The 21,864-nt window shown below is 39.8% G+C and carries 18 protein-coding genes and 4 tRNA genes; 11 read left to right on the top strand and 11 right to left on the bottom strand.

Annotation, left to right across the window (positions count from 1 at the left end):
• Positions 1-37: 37 nt before the first annotated feature.
• Together SOI81_RS01315 and SOI81_RS01320 are read right to left on the bottom strand one after the other, a co-directional pair.
• Positions 38-421: a tetratricopeptide repeat protein gene (locus tag SOI81_RS01315; protein WP_016142857.1), complete on the bottom strand. Its 384-nt coding sequence runs from the start codon at positions 419-421 to the stop codon at positions 38-40.
• A 333-nt stretch (positions 422-754) separates the two neighbouring features.
• Positions 755-1,447, bottom strand: a complete 693-nt coding sequence (locus tag SOI81_RS01320) for a hypothetical protein (RefSeq protein WP_239975243.1) — start codon at positions 1,445-1,447, stop codon at positions 755-757.
• A 158-nt stretch (positions 1,448-1,605) separates the two neighbouring features.
• Between SOI81_RS01320 and SOI81_RS01325 the strand changes: the two genes are divergently transcribed.
• From SOI81_RS01325 to SOI81_RS01345, 5 genes are all read left to right on the top strand, one after another.
• On the top strand, positions 1,606-2,004 hold the full coding sequence (locus SOI81_RS01325) for a cation efflux protein, CzcI-like (protein WP_239975242.1): 399 nt from the start codon (positions 1,606-1,608) through the stop codon (positions 2,002-2,004).
• Between the two features lie 54 nt (positions 2,005-2,058).
• Positions 2,059-3,474, top strand: a complete 1,416-nt coding sequence (locus SOI81_RS01330) for a TolC family protein (protein WP_239975241.1) — start codon at positions 2,059-2,061, stop codon at positions 3,472-3,474.
• 2 nt (positions 3,475-3,476) lie between these two features.
• Positions 3,477-4,697, top strand: a complete 1,221-nt coding sequence (locus SOI81_RS01335) for an efflux RND transporter periplasmic adaptor subunit (RefSeq protein ID WP_239975240.1) — start codon at positions 3,477-3,479, stop codon at positions 4,695-4,697.
• Positions 4,687-7,845, top strand: coding sequence for an efflux RND transporter permease subunit (locus SOI81_RS01340; protein WP_239975239.1), 3,159 nt, complete (start codon positions 4,687-4,689; stop codon positions 7,843-7,845). The genes SOI81_RS01335 and SOI81_RS01340 overlap by 11 nt, the downstream gene beginning before the upstream one ends.
• Before the next feature lie 131 nt (positions 7,846-7,976).
• The gene (locus SOI81_RS01345; protein WP_239975238.1) at positions 7,977-8,927 is read left to right on the top strand and encodes a cation diffusion facilitator family transporter; all 951 of its coding nucleotides are present in this window, start codon (positions 7,977-7,979) and stop codon (positions 8,925-8,927) included.
• Positions 8,928-8,945: 18 nt separating this feature from the next.
• Here the strand turns inward: SOI81_RS01345 and SOI81_RS01350 are convergent, their stop codons facing one another.
• Complete coding sequence (locus SOI81_RS01350; RefSeq protein WP_016142864.1) at positions 8,946-9,284, bottom strand: hypothetical protein; 339 nt, start codon at positions 9,282-9,284, stop codon at positions 8,946-8,948.
• A 275-nt stretch (positions 9,285-9,559) separates the two neighbouring features.
• Here SOI81_RS01350 and SOI81_RS01355 point away from each other — a divergent pair, with 275 nt between their 5' ends.
• Positions 9,560-10,507 carry a hypothetical protein gene (locus SOI81_RS01355; protein ID WP_016142865.1) on the top strand — a complete coding sequence of 316 codons (948 nt, stop codon included), beginning with the start codon at positions 9,560-9,562 and terminating at the stop codon, positions 10,505-10,507.
• Between the two features lie 90 nt (positions 10,508-10,597).
• Here the strand turns inward: SOI81_RS01355 and SOI81_RS01360 are convergent.
• The 8 genes from SOI81_RS01360 to SOI81_RS01395 form a co-directional block, all read right to left on the bottom strand.
• Positions 10,598-10,673 (bottom strand) — tRNA-Glu (locus SOI81_RS01360).
• A 31-nt stretch (positions 10,674-10,704) separates the two neighbouring features.
• Positions 10,705-10,780, bottom strand: a tRNA-Glu gene (locus tag SOI81_RS01365).
• Positions 10,781-10,901: 121 nt separating this feature from the next.
• Positions 10,902-11,801 carry a hypothetical protein gene (locus SOI81_RS01370; RefSeq protein ID WP_080649548.1) on the bottom strand — a complete coding sequence of 300 codons (900 nt, stop codon included), beginning with the start codon at positions 11,799-11,801 and terminating at the stop codon, positions 10,902-10,904.
• A gap of 118 nt (positions 11,802-11,919) precedes the next feature.
• Entirely contained in the window at positions 11,920-13,341 is a 1,422-nt protein-coding gene (locus SOI81_RS01375) for an amino acid permease (RefSeq protein ID WP_239975237.1), read from the bottom strand.
• Between the two features lie 128 nt (positions 13,342-13,469).
• A tRNA-Glu gene (locus SOI81_RS01380) sits at positions 13,470-13,545 on the bottom strand.
• Positions 13,546-13,570: 25 nt separating this feature from the next.
• Positions 13,571-13,646, bottom strand: a tRNA-Ala gene (locus tag SOI81_RS01385).
• 57 nt (positions 13,647-13,703) lie between these two features.
• A complete protein-coding gene (gltX, locus tag SOI81_RS01390) occupies positions 13,704-15,212 on the bottom strand; it encodes a glutamate--tRNA ligase (protein ID WP_224992068.1) in 1,509 nt (502 codons plus the stop codon).
• Between the two features lie 116 nt (positions 15,213-15,328).
• Positions 15,329-15,628, bottom strand: a complete 300-nt coding sequence (locus tag SOI81_RS01395) for a hypothetical protein (protein WP_016142869.1) — start codon at positions 15,626-15,628, stop codon at positions 15,329-15,331.
• 398 nt (positions 15,629-16,026) lie between these two features.
• On the opposite strand from SOI81_RS01395, the gene sbp reads away from it, so the two are divergent.
• From sbp to murE, 5 genes are all read left to right on the top strand, one after another.
• On the top strand, positions 16,027-17,028 hold the full coding sequence (sbp, locus tag SOI81_RS01400; protein ID WP_239975236.1) for a sulfate ABC transporter substrate-binding protein: 1,002 nt from the start codon (positions 16,027-16,029) through the stop codon (positions 17,026-17,028).
• Positions 17,029-17,258: 230 nt separating this feature from the next.
• Positions 17,259-18,182: a 16S rRNA (cytosine(1402)-N(4))-methyltransferase RsmH gene (gene rsmH / locus SOI81_RS01405; RefSeq protein WP_016142871.1), complete on the top strand. Its 924-nt coding sequence runs from the start codon at positions 17,259-17,261 to the stop codon at positions 18,180-18,182.
• A complete protein-coding gene (ftsL, locus tag SOI81_RS01410) occupies positions 18,182-18,514 on the top strand; it encodes a cell division protein FtsL (protein ID WP_016142872.1) in 333 nt (110 codons plus the stop codon). The genes rsmH and ftsL overlap by 1 nt, the downstream gene beginning before the upstream one ends.
• An 11-nt stretch (positions 18,515-18,525) precedes the next feature.
• Positions 18,526-20,358 carry a penicillin-binding protein PBP3 gene (gene ftsI, locus SOI81_RS01415; RefSeq protein WP_016142873.1) on the top strand — a complete coding sequence of 611 codons (1,833 nt, stop codon included), beginning with the start codon at positions 18,526-18,528 and terminating at the stop codon, positions 20,356-20,358.
• Between the two features lie 3 nt (positions 20,359-20,361).
• Positions 20,362-21,861: a UDP-N-acetylmuramoyl-L-alanyl-D-glutamate--2,6-diaminopimelate ligase gene (gene murE, locus SOI81_RS01420; RefSeq protein ID WP_320541140.1), complete on the top strand. Its 1,500-nt coding sequence runs from the start codon at positions 20,362-20,364 to the stop codon at positions 21,859-21,861.
• Positions 21,862-21,864: the final 3 nt, after the last annotated feature.

Raw genomic sequence — 21,864 nt, forward strand, 5'->3', positions numbered from 1 at the left:
TAACTTAAAAAAACCAGCCTACGGGCTGGTTTTTTATTTATGAAAAAGCCAATTTACTAAAGGCTTCCTGTAAGCAGCGATCTGCATCAGGATGTCCCTGACTTGCGGCTTTTTGTAACCACTTTTCAGCCTCACTATAATTTTTATCTAGACCAAATTGTCCATTTAGATAACCAATACCCAGTTTAAATGAAGCATCTGGGCTACCACGTAAAGCTGCGCGTAAATAACACCACATGGCATTTCGGTCATTAGGAGTTATATCTAACCAATTTTGCATACGTTCATGATCTTGCTCGGCTAACTCTTCAAAGCGTAAACCTTGTTCAATCTCATCAACTGCTTGCGAATGCATATCAGCGGTTAAGTTCTCAAAAGCAAACAAGTGATTAAGCCCATGCTTGATTGATTTCATATTCATGATAGTTCTCCCTTGTTCCTCAATTTGATTGAATTGACTCACACTTTTAAGCTAGTCCCTTATATTGAAATATTATGTTTTTTTTTGTAAATATAATATAGCGCATTTGGATGAAAACAGATGAGGTTTTAGCTTACATAAAAGTTACATCTGTTTTTACGTATAGTGAAATTGCTATAAGAATAGAGTATTCCCAGTTAAATCAAGAATTCTTTAAAACTCGAAAATAGTTTTTTATTTAATATAAGAAAATTTATAAATATCAAACAAAAGAAATTTTCTTAAACAAAAACCAGCCTATGGGCTGGTTTTTTATTTTAAGAGTGAATGAATTTATTTATTAAAGTCACCATGCAAATCTGACCAGATTAATGATGGGGCTACTGTAATTACATCAAAGGTCATCGCAAGAGGATACAACGCCATGCGTGTTACACGTTTAAACGGATGTTTCTTGGTTACTTCATCTTTTTGTTGTAGAGCGACTGAGTAGGGAGTTGGGAGCTGCTGTTGAATCTTTTGATTATCTGCTTTTTGATAAATCTTTCCTTTAAAGCGGATTATGGTGAAAGGGTAGAAAACTTGTTTTTGATTTTCCATCGCCATAAATTGATTTTTAAACCCTAATGTATTTAAAAGTTCTTTTTGTTTTTCATCTATTTGATAAGTAGGAATATTATAACGAATCGTTATCTCGCCATGAAAATGAGTAGAATCATCCATCTCAAGTACAAGCGGTGATGGTGTCTTTAAAGTTCTCTGTTCTGCTGGAATACTTTTGATAATATTTAAAAGGTTTGAGCTACCGTCAGTCATTAAATAGTTATAGTCTTTCCCCACAAATACAAAACCTTGTTCTTGGTCATTTTTAACTGTTTGACCTAAGGCAATAATTTGATCATTTTTTAAAACGGTGGTTTTAATTTCAGTTGTTTCATTTGGCAAAGCAGTGGACAATAGATTCGTTGCGCAGCCTGTTAGGCCAAGGCAAAGGGTTAATATCGATATAGAAAAAAGCTTGTACATAATGATTACTCAAAAGAAATTATTTTTGTCTCGTACAGCGTGAGACTAAGTTCTAAATTAAAAAATGGGAATTTATGAATCGAGGTTTTGTAATTTTATTACATGCCTACTGCCTGTTATAGTGGCTCTGTTCAACTTTTTAGTTTAATGGTGCGCTTTTGCCACGTTCCGCCGTTTTTGTGTCTATCTTGTTTAGTTTGCTCATATTCCAAAGTTTATGGAATGTGGCGGCAGCATTTTGCATGCATGAAAATCAGGAAAAAGTATTACATCATTTTGGGCATCATACTATTTTGAATGTAGATCAGGCTTCACCTCATGCTCATAGTGAACAAAGCGATAAGGTAAACACTTCTCATAAAGCACCTTTAAACTTGCAAGATCATCATGACCATTTACCAACATGTTTTCATGTGGTGATGACTGAAGTTGAAAAACAAGCTCAGGCGCCTGTAGTGCATGTACATGAGCTTTCGCAAATTTATCACTGGTCAAATTCTTATCAGTCTCCGCATCTCGGTGCTCTGAAACCGCCTCCTGTTTTAACCCCGCTATAGGTGGGGTAGCCAAAAAAAGCCCACCGCATCTTATATTCATTGCGGGGCTAAAACATGTCTTTTATTTTTCAAAATCAGGTGAGCCTTGGTTGCTCATCACGTAATAACGTTAAGTTAACGTTAAAAAAAGCTGTAACGTTCTCAAGCCTGTCTATTGCCATGCTATTGGTTGGACAAGTAACGATGGCTCAGTCTGATATTCAACAAGAACCTTCTATCCAAAAAGCAGCGTTTACTTTTAAACAGGCACTGGCACAAGTTCAAAGCTATCAAAGTCAACAAGGCACTTGGCAAGCACAGCAGCAAATGGCTGAGGCTAATTTAAAGCAAAGTCGCTTATGGGCTAATCCGAGTCTTTCCATTGAGCAAACAGGGTTCCAAAGTGATCAAGAAAAAGAACTCGCGATTGGTATTTCTCAGCCTTTAGATATTTTTGGACAACGTAAGGCTGCACAAAATTTAGCAAAAGTGGAAATATCAAAAATTGATTTGGCTGAGCAGCGTTATAAAGCTGAACTTGAATTAATTGTTAAATATTTCTGGTCACAAGTGGCTTTGCTTGAGCTTGAAAAGTCTCTTATTGGAGAACAGCTATCCGTCAGCCAAGAAAATTTACAAGCATCGGAAAAACGTTATCAAGCAGGCAGTATTGCACAAGTTGATGTAGATCGAGTGCGGATGTCTCACTTGGAAAATCAGCGTTTGTATCAACAGGTCGATTTAAAACTTCAAGTTGCGAAACAACAGTTGGTGAACTTATGGGGAGGTGGTTCAAGTCAGTTTCAGCTATTCCAAAGTCCAAATCAGTTATGGGCGTTGGCAGCGAATGTAGAACCAAGCCAAGATGCGCAAAAGAATTTATTAGAGCGTTCTTTCCAGCTAGATGCTCTTGCGCAGCAAGCCAATATCCAACAGCTTAAGGTAAAAGCAAGACCACAGCCTACTGTAACTTTGGGTGTTAATAACACTCGTTCTCCAGAACAGCGTACGGATAATCAAATTCGTTTAGGTGTGGAAATTCCTTTAAATCTTTTTAATCGCCAGCAATACGGAATCAAGATTGCTCAGGCCAAGCAAGAGCTATCTCAACGTCAGCAAAGCTTTTACCGACAGCAAAATCAAGCGGCTATTGAAACTCTGATATCAGAGTTAAAAGGCTTACATATTCAGTTCAAGCAATTAAATGATCAGCAAGTTCCTCTTGCTGTTCAGGTTCAGCAAAAAACATTGCAAGGTTTTCGTTTGGGTAAGTTCGCCGTTACCGATGTTCAGCAAGCCACCATGCAATTGCAAGACGTGCGCTTACGTAAAGTCGAGCTATTAAAACAGGCTTGGCAGAATTCAATTGAAATCCAAAGTTTGCGTCTTGGTTTAGAACCAGAACAGATCATGGCGAAAGATGCCTTAATGCAGCTCAATCAACGTGCTTGGCAACAAAGTCAAACATTCCCAACTCAGGCAGGAGAATAATAATGTCGACAAATTTAAAGAAAAATTCTCAATGGCTTTGGGTAGGGGTGATTGCTGCAATCACTGCACTATTAATTGGTTTGCTGGTTTTAAATTCAAAAAATAAATCTAATTCTTCTGAAGCATCGGAAGGTCACGGGCATGCTGAAGAAGAGGGGGAAGAACACCATGAAGAAGGTGAAAAACCACTGCTACTCACTGCTCAGCAAATGCAGGAACAAAATTTAAAAATTGAACAAGCTGAACTAGGTGAAGTTCCTCAACTTCAAACTTATCCAGCAAAATTGGTGGTGAATACTGACCGACAAGCCCATGTCTCACCAAGTTTTAGTGGTCGTGTCGAAGCGGTATATGTTGAATTGGGGCAACAGGTTAAAAAAGGGCAGGCACTTGCAAGCTTATTGGTTCCAGATCTGGTCGATCAACAAGCCAATTTGCAAATTGCCCAGTCTAATCTTGATTTAGCGCGTCAGGACTATGAACGTGAACGTAGCTTATGGTCTCAAGGAATTTCTGCCAAACAAGATTATCAACGAGCTTATAACGCCTATCAGCAAGCACAAATTCAGGTTAAAGCAGCTCGCTCTCGCTTAAGTGCATTCGGGGCAGGTTCTGGTTCAGCAGGGCGTTATACCTTAACAGCGCCAATTGCGGGTATCGTGAGTAATAAAGATATTGTAGTGGGTGAAAACGTACAGTTAGCAGATCAGCTTTTTATTATTAATCAGCTTGATCAGTTATGGTTGGAATTCATTTTACCAAGCAATGCAAATATCAATGTACAGCCAAATCAACAGATTGATTTTAAATCTTTACAAACTGGGAATGCATTTAAAGCTCAGGTTCAAAGTTTAACAACAGAGGCCGATGCTCAAACGGGACGTTTACAAGTGCGTGCCAAGGTCTTGGCAAATAACAGTGAATTACGTCCAAACTTAATGGTTAATGTTGAGCTGAATTCTTCAGGCACAACACAAAAAGTGACTCGTGTAAAAGCTCAGGCGATTCAACAAGTCGAAGGGAAAGACGTTATCTTTACCCCAAAAATGGTTAAAACAGGCTTTGAATTTGAGCCTGTCATTGTGCAGTTGGGACAACGCTCTAAAGATGGCCAGTGGGTCGAAGTTGTAAAAGGTATTAATCCAAGCCAGCGCTATGTGGCAGAAGGTAGCTTCTTGCTGAAATCCGAACTGGAAAAAGGAGAGGCTGAGCATGGACATTAATAAAACTGAGCTACCCAAACCAGAAGGGCTATTTGACAGAATTATTCAGTTTGCTATTCAAAATGCTATTTGGGTCATGCTCTTTGTATTGACTTGGATTGGAGTTGGGATCTGGAGTTATCAAAAGCTTCCTATTGATGCAGTTCCAGATATTACTAATACGCAAGTTCAGATTAATACTCAAGCCAATGGTTATACCGCTTTAGAGGTTGAACAGCGAATTACCTATCCTATTGAAAATGCGATGGCTGGTATTCCTAATCTGGAGCAGACTCGTTCAATTTCCCGCTATGGACTTTCCCAAGTCACCATTATTTTTAAAGATGGAACCGATATTTATTGGGCAAGACAGCTGATTAACCAACGTTTACAAGAGGCAGACGGGCAACTGCCTGAATCAGTTGATCCAGTCATGTCTCCTGTTTCAACGGGGCTGGGTGAAATCTACCAATGGGTGGTAAAAGCAAAATCAGGCGCTCAGAAAGCAGATGGTACGTCCTATACAGCCATGGACTTACGTGAAATTCAGGACTGGATTGTGCGTCCTCAATTGCAGCGTGTGAAAGGCGTAGCAGAAATTAACAGTATTGGTGGCTACAATAAAACCTATATTGTGTCACCTGATTTAAAACGTTTACAGCAGCTTCAGATTTCAATTAATGAATTTCAAACTGCTCTACAAGAAAATAATGAAAATCGCGGTGCAGGTTTCATTGAAGAAAACGGCGAACAACTCACTGTTCGTGTGCCGGGCATGTTAAGTAGTGTTGAAGATATTCAAAACATTACTGTGAGCACCAAAAATGGGTTACCCATTCGCGTGGCCGATGTGGCAAATGTCTCTATTGGACATGATTTAAGAACGGGTGCTGCAACTTACAACGGTGAGGAAACGGTTCTTGGCATTGCCATGATGATGATGGGAGAAAATAGCCGTACCGTTGCTCAGGCGGTTGATAGCAAAATTAAGGAAATTCAGCCTACATTACCTAAAGGTGTGGAAATCGAAACGGTTTATGACCGAACGAGTTTAGTAAACAAAGCAATTGCAACGGTGCAGAAGAACCTTGTAGAAGGCGCAATTCTGGTTATTGTGATTTTATTTATTTTTTTAGGAAATTTTAGAGCTGCTTTAATCACAGCCTGCGTTATTCCACTTTCGATGTTATTTACCCTAACAGGTATGGCTGAGCAAAACATTAGTGCCAATCTAATGAGTCTGGGAGCGCTTGATTTCGGGATTATTGTAGATGGTGCAGTTGTTATTGTAGAGAACTGTATTCGACGTCTAGCAGAAGCACAGCATGCCCTACACCGACCTCTTACACGAGCTGAGCGATTCAAAGAAGTTTTCCTTGCAGCAAAACAGGCCCGTCGCCCACTAATTTTTGGGCAAATGATTATTTTAGTGGTCTATTTACCTATTTTTGCTTTATCTGGTGTTGAAGCCAAAATGTTCCATCCAATGGCGATGACTGTGGTGATGGCATTATTGGGTGCCATGATTCTTTCTGTGACATTTGTACCAGCGGCAGTTGCTCTTTTTGTTACGGGTGAAGTGAAAGAAAAAGAAACACGCTGGATGCAGCTTTTAAAGCAGAAATATCAAGATATCCTTGATCAGGCTTATCAGCTTAAGATAGTGGTTGTTAGCTTTGCATTAAGTATTTTAGTACTCACAGGTGTGTTAGCGACCCAAATGGGCAGTGAATTTGCACCGCAACTCAGTGAAGGTGATTTTGCCTTACAGCAAATGCGTTCACCGAGTACTGGGCTCGAGCAATCACTGCGAATGCAGGAAAATACTGAAAAGCTCATTTTGAAAAACTTTCCAGAGGTGAAAGCTGTTTTTGCTCGAACAGGTACAGCTGAGGTTGCAACTGATGTGATGCCGCCGAATATCTCTGATGCAGTTATTTTACTTAAACCGCATAATCAATGGCCAAACTCTAAAGAGACGCTAGCTGAGCTGCGTTCACGTATGGAAGCTTTTTTAGCGACATTACCGGGTAATAACAGTGAGTTCTCTCAACCGATTGAGCTGCGCTTTAATGAGCTAATATCAGGGATTCGGAGTGATATTGGCGTCAAGATTTTTGGCGACGATATGCAAGTACTCAATGAGCAGGCTCAAGCACTCGCTCAGAAAGTACAAAAAAATTCAGGCGCTACCGCGGTTAAGGTAGAACAAACGAGCGGTTTACCGGTGTTGAGTGTTGAAATTAACCGACCTCTGGCCGCGCAATACGGACTATCTGCCAAAGCTATTCAAGATATTGTTGCTGCAAGTGTCGGTGGACAAAATGTTGGGCAGATTTTACAAGGCGATAGACGATTTGATTTTGAAATTCGCCTAGAAGACCAACAGCGTACCATCCAAAACTTAGCTCAGCTTCCGATTCAGTTGCCAAATGGTGGCCTCATCCAGCTTCAAGATGTCGCTAAAGTTGAACGTACCTCAGGCCTAAATCAGGTGGGACGTGAAAATGGGAAGCGCCGTGTCATTATTACTGCAAACGTAGAAGGCCGTGACTTAGGATCATTTGTTCAAGAGTTAAGAACAACACTCGCAAAAGAACAACTGCCGGCGGGTTATTGGTTGGAATATGGCGGTCAGTTTGAAAATCTCACTTCAGCGGCTGCCCGAATGAAAATAGTTATTCCATTGGCGCTTGCTATGATTTTTATTCTGCTCATGGCGGTATTCCATAATGTGAAAGAAAGCTTGTTGGTCTTTAGCGGCGTACCCTTTGCTTTGTCAGGTGGTCTGATTGCGCTTTGGCTAAGAGATATTCCGCTGTCCATGTCTGCTGGTGTTGGGTTTATTGCCTTATCAGGTGTCGCTGTTTTGAATGGTCTGGTGATGCTGAGCTTTATTAAAGAGCTTAGAGAAAAATTTGATATTCAAACTGCAACATGGAATGGAGCAATCTTACGTTTAAGACCTGTACTCATGACGGCTTGTGTCGCATCTCTTGGCTTTATTCCAATGGCTTTGGCAACTGGAACTGGTGCAGAAGTACAGCGACCTTTGGCAACTGTAGTAATCGGTGGCATTATTTCATCTACGATATTAACGCTGGTTTTATTACCGGTCATTTATCGATGGATGAATGAAGGCAAGACGAAAAGTGTTGAGCATTCATAATGTCATCGATTTGAGATATCTTTTTTGATGACAGAGTCAACTCAAAAAAGTGTTTGAAAGAGTTAAAGGTAATGGTGTCTTCATCGTTACTTTTAACTCACCATAAAGATAAATAAAAAGGAGTCCGCAAAATGGGTGGACATCATGGTCATGATCATAGTCATGCTGTAGTGACTGAAGGTAATGCTAAGAAATTAACGATTGCTTTAGCGCTTACGACAACGTTTTTAATTGTTGAGGTCATTGCAGGTTTAATTACGCAAAGTTTGGCATTGCTTTCTGACGCTGCACATATGTTTACAGATGCAGCGGCTTTAGCAATTGCTTTGATCGCCATTCAAATTTCCAAACGTCCTGCCGATAATAAACGCACTTTCGGTTATCAGCGCTTTGAAATTCTGGCTGCTTTATTTAATGCACTCATGCTTTTTGTGGTGGCAATTTATATTTTATATGAGGCCTATATCCGCTTCTCTAAGCCACCTGAAATTCAAAGCTTGGGAATGTTGATTGTCGCGTCCATTGGTTTGGTGATTAATCTCATCTCAATGAAAATTCTCATGTCGAGTGCCAATAACAGTTTAAATGTGAAGGGGGCTTATCTAGAAGTATTGAGTGATGCGCTAGGCTCGGTAGGGGTGATTATTGGGGCGCTTATCATTTACTTCACCAACTGGTATTGGATTGATACGCTTATTGCAGTCTTGATTGGTTTTTGGGTATTACCACGGACATGGGTTTTACTGAAACAGAGTATTAATATTTTGCTCGAAGGGGTGCCGGAAGAAGTCGATATTGAGAAGCTGCGTGCCGATCTACTTTCTTTAAATGGTGTGGAGAGTATCCACCAACTGAAAGTATGGGCAATTACTTCGAAAAATATTCATTTAACGGTGCATCTATTTGCGCCGCAAGCTGACCGTACCAAGTTATATCAAGATGCTGTTGAAATGCTTTCTCATGAACATGGTATTGGTGAAGTGACATTGCAAATTGAAGACGATGCCGAGATCAATTGCCAGCATATTAATCAACATGCTCCACATGAACATACTGACGAAAAACACTCACATCAGCATTAAACTGATGTGAGTTATTCATTAGATTTCCCACTCGTTATTGCAGTCACGGCATTTCCAGTGCTTTTGTGACTGCATAAATGCTTGCATAGATAATTTGAAATCAGGCAAATCACGCCAGAACATAAAACCTGCCCCTACAGCTACAACAAAAGCAACTACTGTTGCGATTTGAAGAGAACTACCTGCACCATTGCCAAAAATCCACATAAAAATGCTAATCACTACTAAGAGCAAAAGCACAAAAATTGCAGGAATCAAGATAACCAGACTTTTAGGAACGACAGGTTTCGCGCTGTTAACGCCTTGGCTCACAGGCATAATTTTAACACTTTGACATTTAGGGCAACGATATTGCATGAGAACTCCACATTTAGTTTGAATCTATTCTAACGGAAATGTGCAGAAAGAAAAAAATTTGTAAGATATCGATGAGATGCTTTGAGTTAGCATAAAAATTACTTATGAATAAACAAAGAAATATAAAAAAATGATGATTTATCCGTACACATAAAAATTAAAATAATATTGTAGAGCATGCTAATCTACAGAAAAATGAAGTGTGATGAGCACGATAAATGAGCTTAAATACTCGTAAATAGGATGTGAAATAAATATAAAAAGGAGAAAGGGACTTGGGTCAACAAGATGACAATAAGTCGCAGCCTACAACGACAGCATCGGTTTTAGCTACCCCAGATACCGCGAAACCGTCATTATCTCGTCGATTACTGCATAAGACATTGCAACATGCTCAAGATGCAGTTGGGTTTGCGAGTGACACAACACGTAATATTGCTGGAGTTGCTGATGCGGCTTTGGATGCACTTGATCAAGTCACTACTCAGACGAGACGTGGCGTTGTGGGCATGACAAATCTGGCAGCAGGCACTGTAAGAGATATGGTGTCTGAAACCAGTGAAACAGCACGCCAAGTCGCATTGATTATGGCGCGGACATTTTTGGGGAAAAGTACCTTAACTTTGTACTTACCTGAAATATTATTAAATAATCAAATCCGAAAGCGCATTGACCGCTCTGAAATTGATGATATTAAAATCAAATGTGGCAATGATAGTTTCCAAGTCGAGATTGATGGGCATTACCATCGTTTCATGTATCGTTTGAGTTTGGATTTTAAAGTATTGGAATGTCGTATTGGGCAGGAAAAATTCTTGCGCCTACGTCAAATGGATGAGAGTCTCGACGTCCAGATTCGTCATGGGGGAACCTTATCCAATTGGGCGGTACGCCGTATTGGTCGAGTGGGTTTTGAAGTCGTAAATATGTTACCCATTCCATCACTGATTAATCATTTGATTGGCGATATTCCCGGAATCCAACGCGATGGCCACCGCATGTGGTTTATTGATCTAGAGCAAGCAGGATTTATTGACTTTATTAATAATCGCTCATGGATGGTTGAAAAGCTTTTAAGTTTGACTGATTTTAGTATTTTACCGGGCTTGAATATTTTGAGAGAAAGTCGCGAGCTTGTGCAGCAACTGGTAGATCAGTTTGAAATTAGGGGGCTTCGAGTACAGTCGGGTCGTCTTGAAGTACAAGTAGGGATTGCAGGTTAGTAGAGCATATGAAAAGCTAATTATTGATTGGCTTTTTATTTTTAAGGCAAGAAAAAAGCCACTGACGTTATGCAGTGGCTTTTTAGAATTTGGCGTCCCTACGGGGATTCGAACCCCGGTTACCGCCGTGAAAGGGCGATGTCCTAGGCCTCTAGACGATAGGGACTTATATGAGGCATACATCTGAAAAAAAATATTGGCGTCCCTACGGGGATTCGAACCCCGGTTACCGCCGTGAAAGGGCGATGTCCTAGGCCTCTAGACGATAGGGACGTTTCAGAGGTGGGCGTATATTAGGTCGATTTAATAAAAGTGTCAAATAGTTTTCTGAAGAAATATTAAAAAAAACAGTCAAGCGATTAAAAATAACTCAAATCGTAGAAAATATATACATTTAGCCTTCATTTTTCTGAAAAGGCTCAATAATAGCCTTTATAACCGAGGGGTGTTGTAGATACCCTAAAATCTCATGTGGCTGGTTAGCGAAAGTATAAATTTTCTGATTAATAATAGGCGGCTCAAAATTAAATGGAGCCTCGCATAATGGAAATGCGGTCAAAAAATCATCTTGTGAGTAAAAATTAAACCAATCACCATGGATACAGGGTGGTCTAGAAATTGGACTGGCAAGCTTGCTTTGAATCACGCGAAAAGATAAAGGAGAAGCTAGCGTTATAAATCGTTTAATCGAAAACTGATAAGTAGGGTCCGAAAGAAGGTTAAAAGCAATAACCGAGCCGAGAGAATGAGCAACGATAATATAATCTTCGTCTTCTCGCATTTTCTTTAAAATCCGCTCATTCACTTCCTGCATAAACTCAGGATTAGACAAATACATATATGTTTCAATTAAAAACTGCTGGATCAAACTTTCATGCAATTTAGGGAAGTTATTTAAAAGTACGACTAGCTCTTTGAGTACGCGGTCTTTTACAAGCTGAGAAGTGAGATAAAGTCGTTCCGAAAAGCTTTTTTCAGCTGGATCTGTTGCTGGAGGTAATAAGGGAACAAATGGGGTGTGTTCTTTAGCTGGGGGATTGTTGTGATGGAAGTGAATGGGCAAATAATTATTTAAAAATGATTTAGGTAATAACGTATTAAGGTCTAATTGATTGCTTAATTGATATTTAGTCATTAGGTCGCCATAAAACGGCATATGAATATGAAGATCGCGGACATTAATTTTGCAAGGCATTTGTTTTAGGCCGAGCTTAAATACTTTTAACCAATGCTCTTTCAAGCGATGTGCTGTGTAGTTTTGTTGATTCATCCCGTGGATAAATATAATTTTCATTCTATACAAGATTTTGTTTTTAATATAAATTTCAATCTACAACGGTATCTTGTCGAAAACCAGTATGTAGGCAAAAAAAAGTGTAGCTTTTTGCTACACTTTTTTCACAACAATAAGTTTAGGCCTTATTGCGGTAAAAAATAAAATAACTGAGATAGCATAAAGCTGTGAAAATTAGACAGCCTACAAAACCGGCACGCATTTCAGGATCTGCTGCCATACTTAAACAAGTAATAAAACAGAAAACGAAACCTAAAATTGGCACAATAGGGAATAGAGGGGCAGCATATTGTAAGTCTTTAACCGTATGGCCTGATCGATACCATTGGCGACGGAAATTGAACTGACTTAAACAAATACTCATCCATACAATGACCATAGTAAAAGCCGCAACACCAAGCAGATTTTTAAAAATAGTCTCTGGTGCAAATTGCTCTGATAACAAACCCGGAATGGCACCGAACATCGTTACCACTAGAGCTACAATCGGTGTTCCACTTTTTGATAGAGTGGCAAATACGCTAGGCAGTAATTTTTGTTCCGACAGTGACCACATCATACGTGAAGCAGCATAAAGTCCAGAGTTTGCTGCCGAAAGCAGAGCTGTAATAATTACAAACCTAATAATGCCATCCGCATATGGAATGCCAATATAATTAAATACAGTAACGAAAGGGCTGCTACTTACGCCATCACCGCCTAAGCCAGCAAGTTGGAAAGGAAGCAAAGCACTAATAACAATGATAGTACCTACAAAGAAAATAAGTAGACGCCAGATTGCAGCATTAATTGCTTTTGGAACATTTTGAGCCGGATCTTTTGTTTCACCTGCTGCTACACCAATTAATTCGGTTCCTGAGAAAGCAAAATTAACAATTAACATGGTTGTAAAAATAGGAATTAAACCATGAGGAAACCAGCCTTGAGCTGTCAGATTGCTAAATAGAGGAGCAGTTTGGGAACCATGGAATGGAATTAAACCAAAAATTGCTAATAAGCCCAGCACAATAAAGGCAATGACGGTAATGACTTTAACAAGGGCTAGCCAGAATTCAGATTCAGCGAAAATACGAGTTGAACTAATATTTAAGCCAAAAATAGTAACCGCAAAAATAATTGTCCAAATCCACATTGAAATATGCGGGAACCATTCTTGCATGAGTAGAGCCGCGGCTGTGAATTCGGTTCCAAGCGTTGCCGTCCAAGTTAGCCAGTACATCCAAGAAATCATGTAGCCCGTACTTGGACTAATATATTTTTTGGCATATGCACCGAAAGACCCTGAAACAGGCATGTGTACAGCGAGTTCTCCTAGGCAGAGCATAACCATGTAAGCGATCGCGCCACCAAGAATATAGGCAATAATTGCGCCAATAGCTCCAGTTTGTGAAATGACTTCCCCTGAACCTAAAAATAGACCAGTTCCGATCGCTCCGCCCAGTGATAACATCACAAGATGGCGAGTACTCATGGCTCTTTTTAAAGGTGCAGTACTGTTCTGATGCTGATGAGCATCTAGTTGATTGTCAGATGGCTGCATATTACACATTGAGAGAATTAAGAAAGACGCTATTTTAGATAAAATAGACAAATGTGCAATCTAGAAAGAGATAAAGAATAAACAGTAAGGTGACGAGAGAGTCTTTTAATAATTATTAAAGCAGAATATGGCGTCCCTACGGGGATTCGAACCCCGGTTACCGCCGTGAAAGGGCGATGTCCTAGGCCTCTAGACGATAGGGACTTGATGAGGCAAACACAAAGGAGCGTGGTGGAGTCAAGCGGGATCGAACCGCTGACCTCTACAATGCCATTGTAGCGCTCTACCAACTGAGCTATGACCCCAGTTTGTGTGAGCGCAATCTTAGGGTGAATGCGCTCACACGTCAACAAAAAAATGAATTAAACTTCGCTAGTTGCGTCATTTTTCGGCAATTTTAAGCTCTCATTGAGTTTTTCCCAATTTTTAACTTCTTTCTTACTTGGTGCACCCACAATTTCTAGGGCATGACGTAAGCGAGCGAAAGTTAAATCAGGTCCAAGCGTAACCATTGACTGCATAACTGGTGTTGAGCTCGTTGAACCGGCAATTGCAATAAAGAACGCTGGCATAAAATCACGTAATTTAATGCCCATCTGATTTGCAAGATCCATTAGGGTTTGGCTAACGGTGTCATTATTCCAAGTAAATTGGCCTTCAAGACGCCAAATTGCAAATTGCAAACTTTGACGAACTTGCTCTTGAGTCAATTTTTTACTTTCAAACATTTCTGCTGTGATTTGTGGCATATGGTTGAAATAGAAACCAGCCCAATTCACAGCTTCTGAAAGTAAATTAATACGTGGTTGAATAGCGGCAGCAATATCTTCTAAAGTGCTGCGATCACTCTTCCATGTTAATAAGCGGTCTAATAATTGACCTGGAGTTAACCCTTTGATCCATTGACCGTTAAGCCAGTTCAATTTTTCAACGTCAAAAATTGGTCCGCCTAGTGATACACGTTGAATGTCAAAGTTATCCATCATGTCTTGTAATGTGAAAACTTCTCTTTCATCTGGCATTGACCAACCCATACGGCCTAAATAATTTAACAAGGCTTCTGGTAATACACCGATATCGCGGTAGTAGTTAATTGATGTTGGGTTTTTACGTTTAGATAGTTTTGATTTATCTGGGTTGCGCAACAATGGCATATGGCAAAGTGTTGGCATTTCCCAACCAAAATATTGGTAAAGCAATTGATGCTTTGGTGCAGATGGGAGCCATTCTTCACCACGCAATACATGAGTGATTTCCATTAAATGGTCATCAACAACGTTAGCTAAATGGTAAGTTGGTAAGCCATCTGTTTTAAGAAGAACTTGCATATCGACTTGTGCCCAAGGAATTTCAACCTCTCCACGGAGCAAGTCATTAAATTTACAAACACCTTCTTCAGGCACTTTCATACGAATGACATGAGGTTCACCCGCTTCAAGACGGCGAGTCACTTCTTCTTGAGAAAGCTTTAAGCCGCGGCCATCATATTTTGGTGTTTCGCCACGTGCTTGTTGTTCCGCACGCATCTGGTCAAGTTCTTCTGCTGTTGCAAAACAGTAAAAAGCATGACCTTTTTCAACAAGTTCTAATGCGTATTGCTTATAAATTCCCATACGTTCAGATTGACGATATGGTGCATGCGGACCACCTACATCTGGACCTTCAGACCAATTTAAACCTAACCAACGTAATGAATCCAAAATCATTTTTTCAGATTCTGGTGTAGAACGAAGTTGGTCTGTATCTTCAATCCTTAAAATAAATTCTCCACCATGTTGTTTTGCAAAACACATGTTAAATAAAGCAATGTAGGCTGTGCCGACATGAGGAAAACCAGTAGGGGAAGGTGCAATACGAGTACGAACTTTCATAGATAAAGGGTCAGAATAAAAATTGAAACTATTATAACGAAAAAGCCCAGTATTCTGACGTTTTATTTAACGTCAGTCTGGGCTAAAACTGAAACGAAGAGGGGGTGTTTCAGATTTTAAGAAGCATGCGGCTGAAAGATTGCCTGAACAAAACGTGAAAAACGCTCATGTTGTGCAGCTAGAAAATTTTGAGTTGGTGTAACGCGAATCGTATTTAGAACTTTAAGTTCATCATTTGTAGACGGTAACACAATAGGGTTGCGTTTTTGTTGATCTAAAGCTTTTTCAATAAGTGAAGTTTGCTTATCTGAACCAGTTTTATTTGGAGTATCTTTAAGTACTGCTGCTGCAGAGAACTGTGATGCCAAGCCCAGCACCAAACTTAAGCTTAACGCTTTTCCATAATGAATTTTCATTGTTAATCATCCCCTCTGTTCATTACATTTCATCTATTTTTTGAGTTTAACAAAATGTAAAATTACGGTAATACTACGATTTAAACATAAATCTTAATAAAAAAGTTGAACTGTGTCACAATTTTTACAAAATTTACCTATATTTTAATCTGGTCGACTTAAATGTAAACCATATGTATCCTTTGCACTTCATTATTTATCAAATTAATGTGTAGATAAAGTGAAGGTCCTAAATAAGTTGTAAGAATAATTACAAAATTTTTCAAAAATGAATAACTCAGACATTCTAAAGTATATCTTTAAAAAAGATTAGTAATAAAGATATAAATATAAGTAATTGATTGTAAAAAATAAAATTAAAAATATAGTAAAACTAAAATGAATGATGGATTTTGTAAATGAAAAAAATATCAATAATGGCTGTCGCTTTGTATATAGGAATGGCGTTAACAGCAGCTCAAGCAGCTACTTCTTTTTTAAATGTCTCTTATGACCCGACGCGGGAGTTTTATCAAGAATATAATCAGGCTTTTGGTAAGTTTTGGAAACAGCGGACAGGGCAAGATGTTGAATTTAAACAATCGCATGGGGGATCTGGTAAACAGGCTCGTGCAGTAGCAACAGGGCTTGAGGCTGATGTAGTAACGTTAGCACTTGCGAATGACATTGACGAGATTGTGAAAGCTGGTTTTATTCAGCCAAATTGGCAAAAAGAATTTCCAAATAACTCGGCGCCCTATACTTCAACTGTCGTATTTCTAGTGCGAAAGGGTAATCCAAAAAACATACGCGACTGGAATGATTTAACAAAACCGGGAATAGAAATTATTACACCTAACCCTAAAACAGGTGGCGCACCGCGTTGGATTTATCTCTCTGCGTGGGGATATGCTTTAAAACAGCCGGGTGGAAATGATGCTAAAGCTCGTGAGCTGGTTAAAAAGCTTTATCACAATGTGAAAGTGCTTGATTCAGGAGCACGTGGTTCACTTACAACATTTGCTGAACGTGGCATTGGTGATGTTTTATTGTCTTGGGAAAATGAAGCATTATTGGCAACTAAAGGACTAGATAAAGATAAATATGAAATTGTTTATCCATCAATTTCGATTTTAGCTGAACCATCTGTCGCGATTGTAGATAAAACCGTAGATAAAGATGGAAACCGAACTTTAGCAAAAGGCTATTTAAACTTTTTATATTCACCTTTAGGCCAAGAATTGGCTGCTAAACATTATTTCCGACCGCGTAATGCTCAAGTAGCTGCGAAATATGCAGCGCAATTCCCAAAAATTAAATTATTTACCATTAATGATGTATTCGGTGGCTGGGCTAAAGCACAGAAAACTCATTTTGCAAATGGCGCTATTTTTGATCAAATTTATGGTGGCAAACAGTAAATAGAATGTTTAAAAAATAGTAGTCCAAAAGAAAAGTTAAAAGCTAAATATTTATAAAGAAAGTAAGCAAACTTAAAAAAGTGGGCTTGCTTTCTTTTTTTGCTTAAAAAATGCTAATAAAACGGTTTTATCTATGAAAAATTAATATTTTCCTACAAAAAGCCGTTTGGTGTTGGACATAAACAAGGTGATAATGTGCAGTTACATTTTTACGCAATGATTTAACACCTATGTCGCATATTTCTGTCTTACTTTTTGAGACCGTTGAGAGCTTATTGGCAGATCGCACAACAGGGGTGTATATCGATGCAACCTTCGGACGAGGTGGGCATACACGTTTATTGCTCTCGAAACTTGATGAAAATGCACGAGTGTATGCATTTGATAAAGACCCTCAAGCTTTGGAAGTTGCGGCTGCTTTGGCACAAGAAGATCCAAGATTTACTATTATTCATGCCAGTTTTGCTGATATTAAAGAAAAAATGCAGGAAATTGGTGTGATGAGTGTTGATGGCATTATGGCTGACTTAGGGGTGTCATCTCCTCAACTCGACCAAGCTGAGCGTGGTTTCAGTTTTATGCAAGATGGTCCGTTAGACATGCGCATGGATAACTCTAAAGGATTAACTGCGGCTGAGTGGTTGCTTGAAATTGAAGAAGAACAATTGGCAAATATTATTTATCAATATGGCGAAGAACGTTATAGTCGACGTATTGCAAAAGCTATTAAACAGGCTGGAAGACTCGACACGACTGCACAGTTGGCAGAACTTGTTAAAACAGCTCATCCAAAATGGGAAAAACATAAGCATCCAGCCACACGTACATTTCAGGCAATTCGTATTGCTATTAATAAAGAACTAGATGATATTGAAGTATTTTTACCACAAGCTGTAGACTTGCTAAAACCAAAAGGACGTTTGTCTGTGATTAGCTTTCATTCTCTTGAAGATCGCTTGATCAAACAATTTATTCAAAAAGAATCGACTTTGGCAGAAGATTTTGGCTGGGGGATGCCACAGCAACAGGTAGATACAAGAAGGTTAAAGAAAATTTCACGGGTTCGTGCGAGTGAAGAAGAAGTAAAAGCGAATCCTCGTTCACGTAGTGCATGGCTTCGGGTTGCTGAACGCTTGGAACAAAAAGGCGCGTAATGAAAAGCAGTGATGAAATTGAAACCACCGAAAATAAAGTGGTGAAAAAAGTTGTGGTATATACCGTACTAGTGGCACTTGTTTTTATTAGTGCCATGATGGTGGTATTTCAAGTATTTGAATATCGTCATGATTATAGAGAGCTTAGCTCTTATATGCGTGAGCGTGATGATCTCAATGCTGAATGGGGGCGTTTGCTTATTGAGCAACAAACCTTCGGTGCAACAGCACAGATTGGTACGCGTGCTGTAACCCAACTACGGATGTTTTCGCCACCTGCTGCAGAAACGGTGGTAATTTCTTTACCGATGACCTCAGAGCAAAATAAGTAAGGCCTTGCTGTATGGTAGATAAGCGAACAAAGCAAACACGGAAAAAACAGCAGTCTATTTCGGAAAAACCAACTCTTGCCTTTGATATGTGGCGGTTTTATCTGCTCTGGGCAACAGTACTGCTCTGTTTTGTTGTATTAATTGCACGTGCATTTTATGTGCAAGTCATTAATAAAGACTTTTTACAAAACAAGGCCAATGCCAATATTTTGCGTACGGAACGTATTGAGGCAATGCGTGGGGTGATTAGCGATCGCCATGGTGTGCCTTTAGCGATCAGTACTCCGATCATGAAAATCGTAATGGATCCGCGTGATTATTTTGATACTAAGCATTTATATGACGAAATTACGGCAGAATTAAAGAAAGATCCGAATAATCGTAAGTTAAAACGCCAATTACCAGATAAAAACCTGAATCTTGATGAATTGGCTGATGTGGTTGGCTTAGACCGTGCCGATCTTAAGAAACAGATGAATGCACGTCCACGTTCTCGTTATTTAGTTTTGAAAAAAGAAGTGCCACCACAACAGGCAGATCTGATTACAAAGGGTAACTTCCAAGGCGTTTATGCCGAGAAAACATATAAACGTTATTATCCTCAACCACAGCCAAATGCTCAGATTATTGGTCTAACAAATAGCGAAGGCCAAGGGATTGAAGGCTTGGAAATGCAGTTGAATAAACAACTGTCAGGTGTGGATGGTGAGCAAAAAATTATTCGTGATAAACGTGGTAACCGCTTAAAAGTTTCAGAGGTTATTCGTGAAGGTGAGCCAGGCGAAAACATCACTTTAAGTATCGACTCTCGTTTGCAATATATTATGTATCGTGAGTTGACTGCTGCTGGCGTTGCAAATAATGCCCGTTCGGCAACAGCAATCGCTGTAGATGTTAAAACAGGTGAAATTCTGGCAATGACCAGTTGGCCATCTTATAACCCGAATGATAAAAACGGCTTATCTAATAAAGATGCTATGCGTAACCGCGGTGCGATTGATATGTTCGAACCGGGTTCTACCATGAAGCCTTTTACGATTTCTGCTGCGCTCGAAACTGGAAAATACACACCAAATACGATTGTCAACACTTCACCTGGTTCAATGCGTTTAGGTTGGCATACCATTCGCGATACACATAACTATGGTGCTTTGACGGTTAGTGGCGTAATTATCAAGTCATCAAACGTAGGTTCGGCAAAAATTGCGTTATCACTTCCTAAGGAAACATTACCGAGCTTCTTTAATCGTGCTGGCTTTGGTAAACGTTCTGCTGTGAAGTTCCCTGGCGAAAGCTCTGGTTTAGTGCTTCCCGTAAGCAAATTAAACTCTTCTCAAATCGGTACTATGGCTTATGGTTATGGTCTAAACGCAACTATTCTCCAGTTGGCGCAAGGCTATGCAATGCTTGCAAACCATGGGGTGAAAATGCCTTTAAGCCTACATAAGCTCGATCAAGCACCGAAAGGTGAGCAAGTTCTTGCTCCAAAAATTGCTGATCAGGTTTTGCTTATGCTCGAGCAAGTAACTATGCCGGGTGGTACTGCCAAACAAGCTAATATTCCGGGTTATCGTGTTGGCGGTAAAACGGGTACGGCTCATAAACTTCGTGCAGACCGCAAAGGTTATTCAAATAATGAATACCGTGCTTTATTTGCAGGTGTAGCTCCGATTAGCGATCCTCGTTTAGCAGTTATTGTCGTTGTTGAAAATCCACAAGGTCGTTATTACGGTGGTTTGGTTGCGGCCCCTGTTTTTGCACGCATTATGCAAGAATCATTGCGTTTAATGAATGTGCCGCTTGATAAGCCCCTTGATACTTCAGTAAATCCTATTCGCAGGTAAGCTATGTCTGTTTCTTTTCAAGAAATTAATCCAGTCGAGATTGATGCACACTGGTCTAAGCAGCCTTTTCATGGTTTTAGTTTAGACAGCCGTAAGGTTGAGTCAGGCCAGATCTTTATCGCTTTGACCAGTTATAGCCAACCTGAAAAAACGCGTACCTTTGCTGAGTCGGCTTTAGTGAATGGTGCGCTTGCCATCATTAGTGAGACTGAGCTGGGTGTGGCAAATGAGTGGGTATGTCCTGATGTGCGTCAACGTATGGGCGAATGGCAAGAGCGTTATTTACAGCGTATAGATCCTGTGACGCCAGCACGTATTATTGCCGTGACTGGTACAAATGGTAAAACCACAATTTCGCGTCTAGTGGCTGAATTAATTAGCTCACAACAACAGCGTTGTGCCGTGATGGGTACTACAGGTAATGGTATTTTGCCAGACTTAACGCCATCAACTCATACTACGCTTGATGCTTTACACCTACAAAATGCATTGCATGATTATGCTAAACAAGGTGCGACTTTTGCTTCTTTAGAGGCAAGTTCACATGGTTTAGAGCAAGGACGTTTAAATGGCTGTGCTATTGAGATTGCCGTTTATAGTAATTTGAGTCGTGATCATCTGGATTATCATGGAACTTTAGAAGCTTACGCAGAAGCAAAGGCTCTTTTATTCCGTTTCAATTCTTTAAAAGTAGCTGTTATTAATTTAGATGATGAGCATGCTGCTCTTATGATAAATGCAGCAAAGGAAAATCCTGCTCAACCAAAAATTTTAACGTATTCACTTACTCAAAATACTGCCGATTATTATATTACTGACCTAAGTTACAGTTTAGCTGGGGCAACATTTAATTTAGTGAGTCCACACGGTTCTTTTGAGGTACAAAGTCCGTTATTGGGGCATTTTAATGTCGAAAACTTGGTTGCAGCACTCATTGCTGCTGAACAAGCGGGTTTTGTTTTAAAAGCACTAGTCGCTTTCGTTCCTCAACTGATTGGTGCGCCAGGCAGAATGCAGGTCATTCGCGATGGTGATCGCTTATTTGTTGTTGATTATGCGCACACACCAGATGCATTAATTCAAGTGCTTAAAACACTAAAACGCCATGTTTCGAATCAACTTTGGGCAGTATTTGGATGTGGTGGAGACCGTGATCGCGGTAAGCGTCCACTTATGACTCAAGCAGCTTTAGATGGTGCAAACCCGATTATTTTGACTTCAGATAACCCACGAACAGAAGACCCTGAACAGATTTTTGCAGACATGAAGCAAGAAATCGATTTTTCAGGGCACCGTATGCATGAAATTCATGACCGCCGTGAAGCAATCAAATTTGTTGCACAACAGGCTCAGCCTGGCGACATTGTTGTGATTGCTGGTAAAGGACATGAAAATTATCAAGAAATTAATGGCGTGCGTCACTGGTTTGATGATGTTGTCGAAGTGCAATCAGCGATTGCTGCGCAACATCATACTGTAGACGCTGCTTACCCTGCACAATAGGAC

It is taken from the genome of Acinetobacter pittii (assembly GCF_034067285.1).
Lineage (GTDB): Bacteria > Pseudomonadota > Gammaproteobacteria > Pseudomonadales > Moraxellaceae > Acinetobacter > Acinetobacter pittii_E.

What these genes read in the sequence shown, in the direction of transcription:
- murE (WP_320541140.1), top strand. Translation starts at nt 20,362, where the DNA reads ATGTCTGTTTCTTTTCAAGAAATTAATCCAGTCGAGATTGATGCACAC.
- SOI81_RS01335 (WP_239975240.1), top strand. Translation starts at nt 3,477, where the DNA reads ATGTCGACAAATTTAAAGAAAAATTCTCAATGGCTTTGGGTAGGGGTG.
- SOI81_RS01370 (WP_080649548.1), bottom strand. Translation starts at nt 11,801, where the DNA reads ATGAAAATTATATTTATCCACGGGATGAATCAACAAAACTACACAGCA.
- ftsI (WP_016142873.1), top strand. Translation starts at nt 18,526, where the DNA reads ATGGTAGATAAGCGAACAAAGCAAACACGGAAAAAACAGCAGTCTATT.
- rsmH (WP_016142871.1), top strand. Translation starts at nt 17,259, where the DNA reads ATGTCGCATATTTCTGTCTTACTTTTTGAGACCGTTGAGAGCTTATTG.
- SOI81_RS01320 (WP_239975243.1), bottom strand. Translation starts at nt 1,447, where the DNA reads ATGTACAAGCTTTTTTCTATATCGATATTAACCCTTTGCCTTGGCCTA.
- SOI81_RS01340 (WP_239975239.1), top strand. Translation starts at nt 4,687, where the DNA reads ATGGACATTAATAAAACTGAGCTACCCAAACCAGAAGGGCTATTTGAC.
- SOI81_RS01345 (WP_239975238.1), top strand. Translation starts at nt 7,977, where the DNA reads ATGGGTGGACATCATGGTCATGATCATAGTCATGCTGTAGTGACTGAA.
- SOI81_RS01375 (WP_239975237.1), bottom strand. Translation starts at nt 13,341, where the DNA reads ATGCAGCCATCTGACAATCAACTAGATGCTCATCAGCATCAGAACAGT.
- SOI81_RS01330 (WP_239975241.1), top strand. Translation starts at nt 2,059, where the DNA reads ATGTCTTTTATTTTTCAAAATCAGGTGAGCCTTGGTTGCTCATCACGT.
- SOI81_RS01350 (WP_016142864.1), bottom strand. Translation starts at nt 9,284, where the DNA reads ATGCAATATCGTTGCCCTAAATGTCAAAGTGTTAAAATTATGCCTGTG.
- SOI81_RS01315 (WP_016142857.1), bottom strand. Translation starts at nt 421, where the DNA reads ATGAATATGAAATCAATCAAGCATGGGCTTAATCACTTGTTTGCTTTT.
- gltX (WP_224992068.1), bottom strand. Translation starts at nt 15,212, where the DNA reads ATGAAAGTTCGTACTCGTATTGCACCTTCCCCTACTGGTTTTCCTCAT.
- SOI81_RS01395 (WP_016142869.1), bottom strand. Translation starts at nt 15,628, where the DNA reads ATGAAAATTCATTATGGAAAAGCGTTAAGCTTAAGTTTGGTGCTGGGC.
- sbp (WP_239975236.1), top strand. Translation starts at nt 16,027, where the DNA reads ATGAAAAAAATATCAATAATGGCTGTCGCTTTGTATATAGGAATGGCG.
- ftsL (WP_016142872.1), top strand. Translation starts at nt 18,182, where the DNA reads ATGAAAAGCAGTGATGAAATTGAAACCACCGAAAATAAAGTGGTGAAA.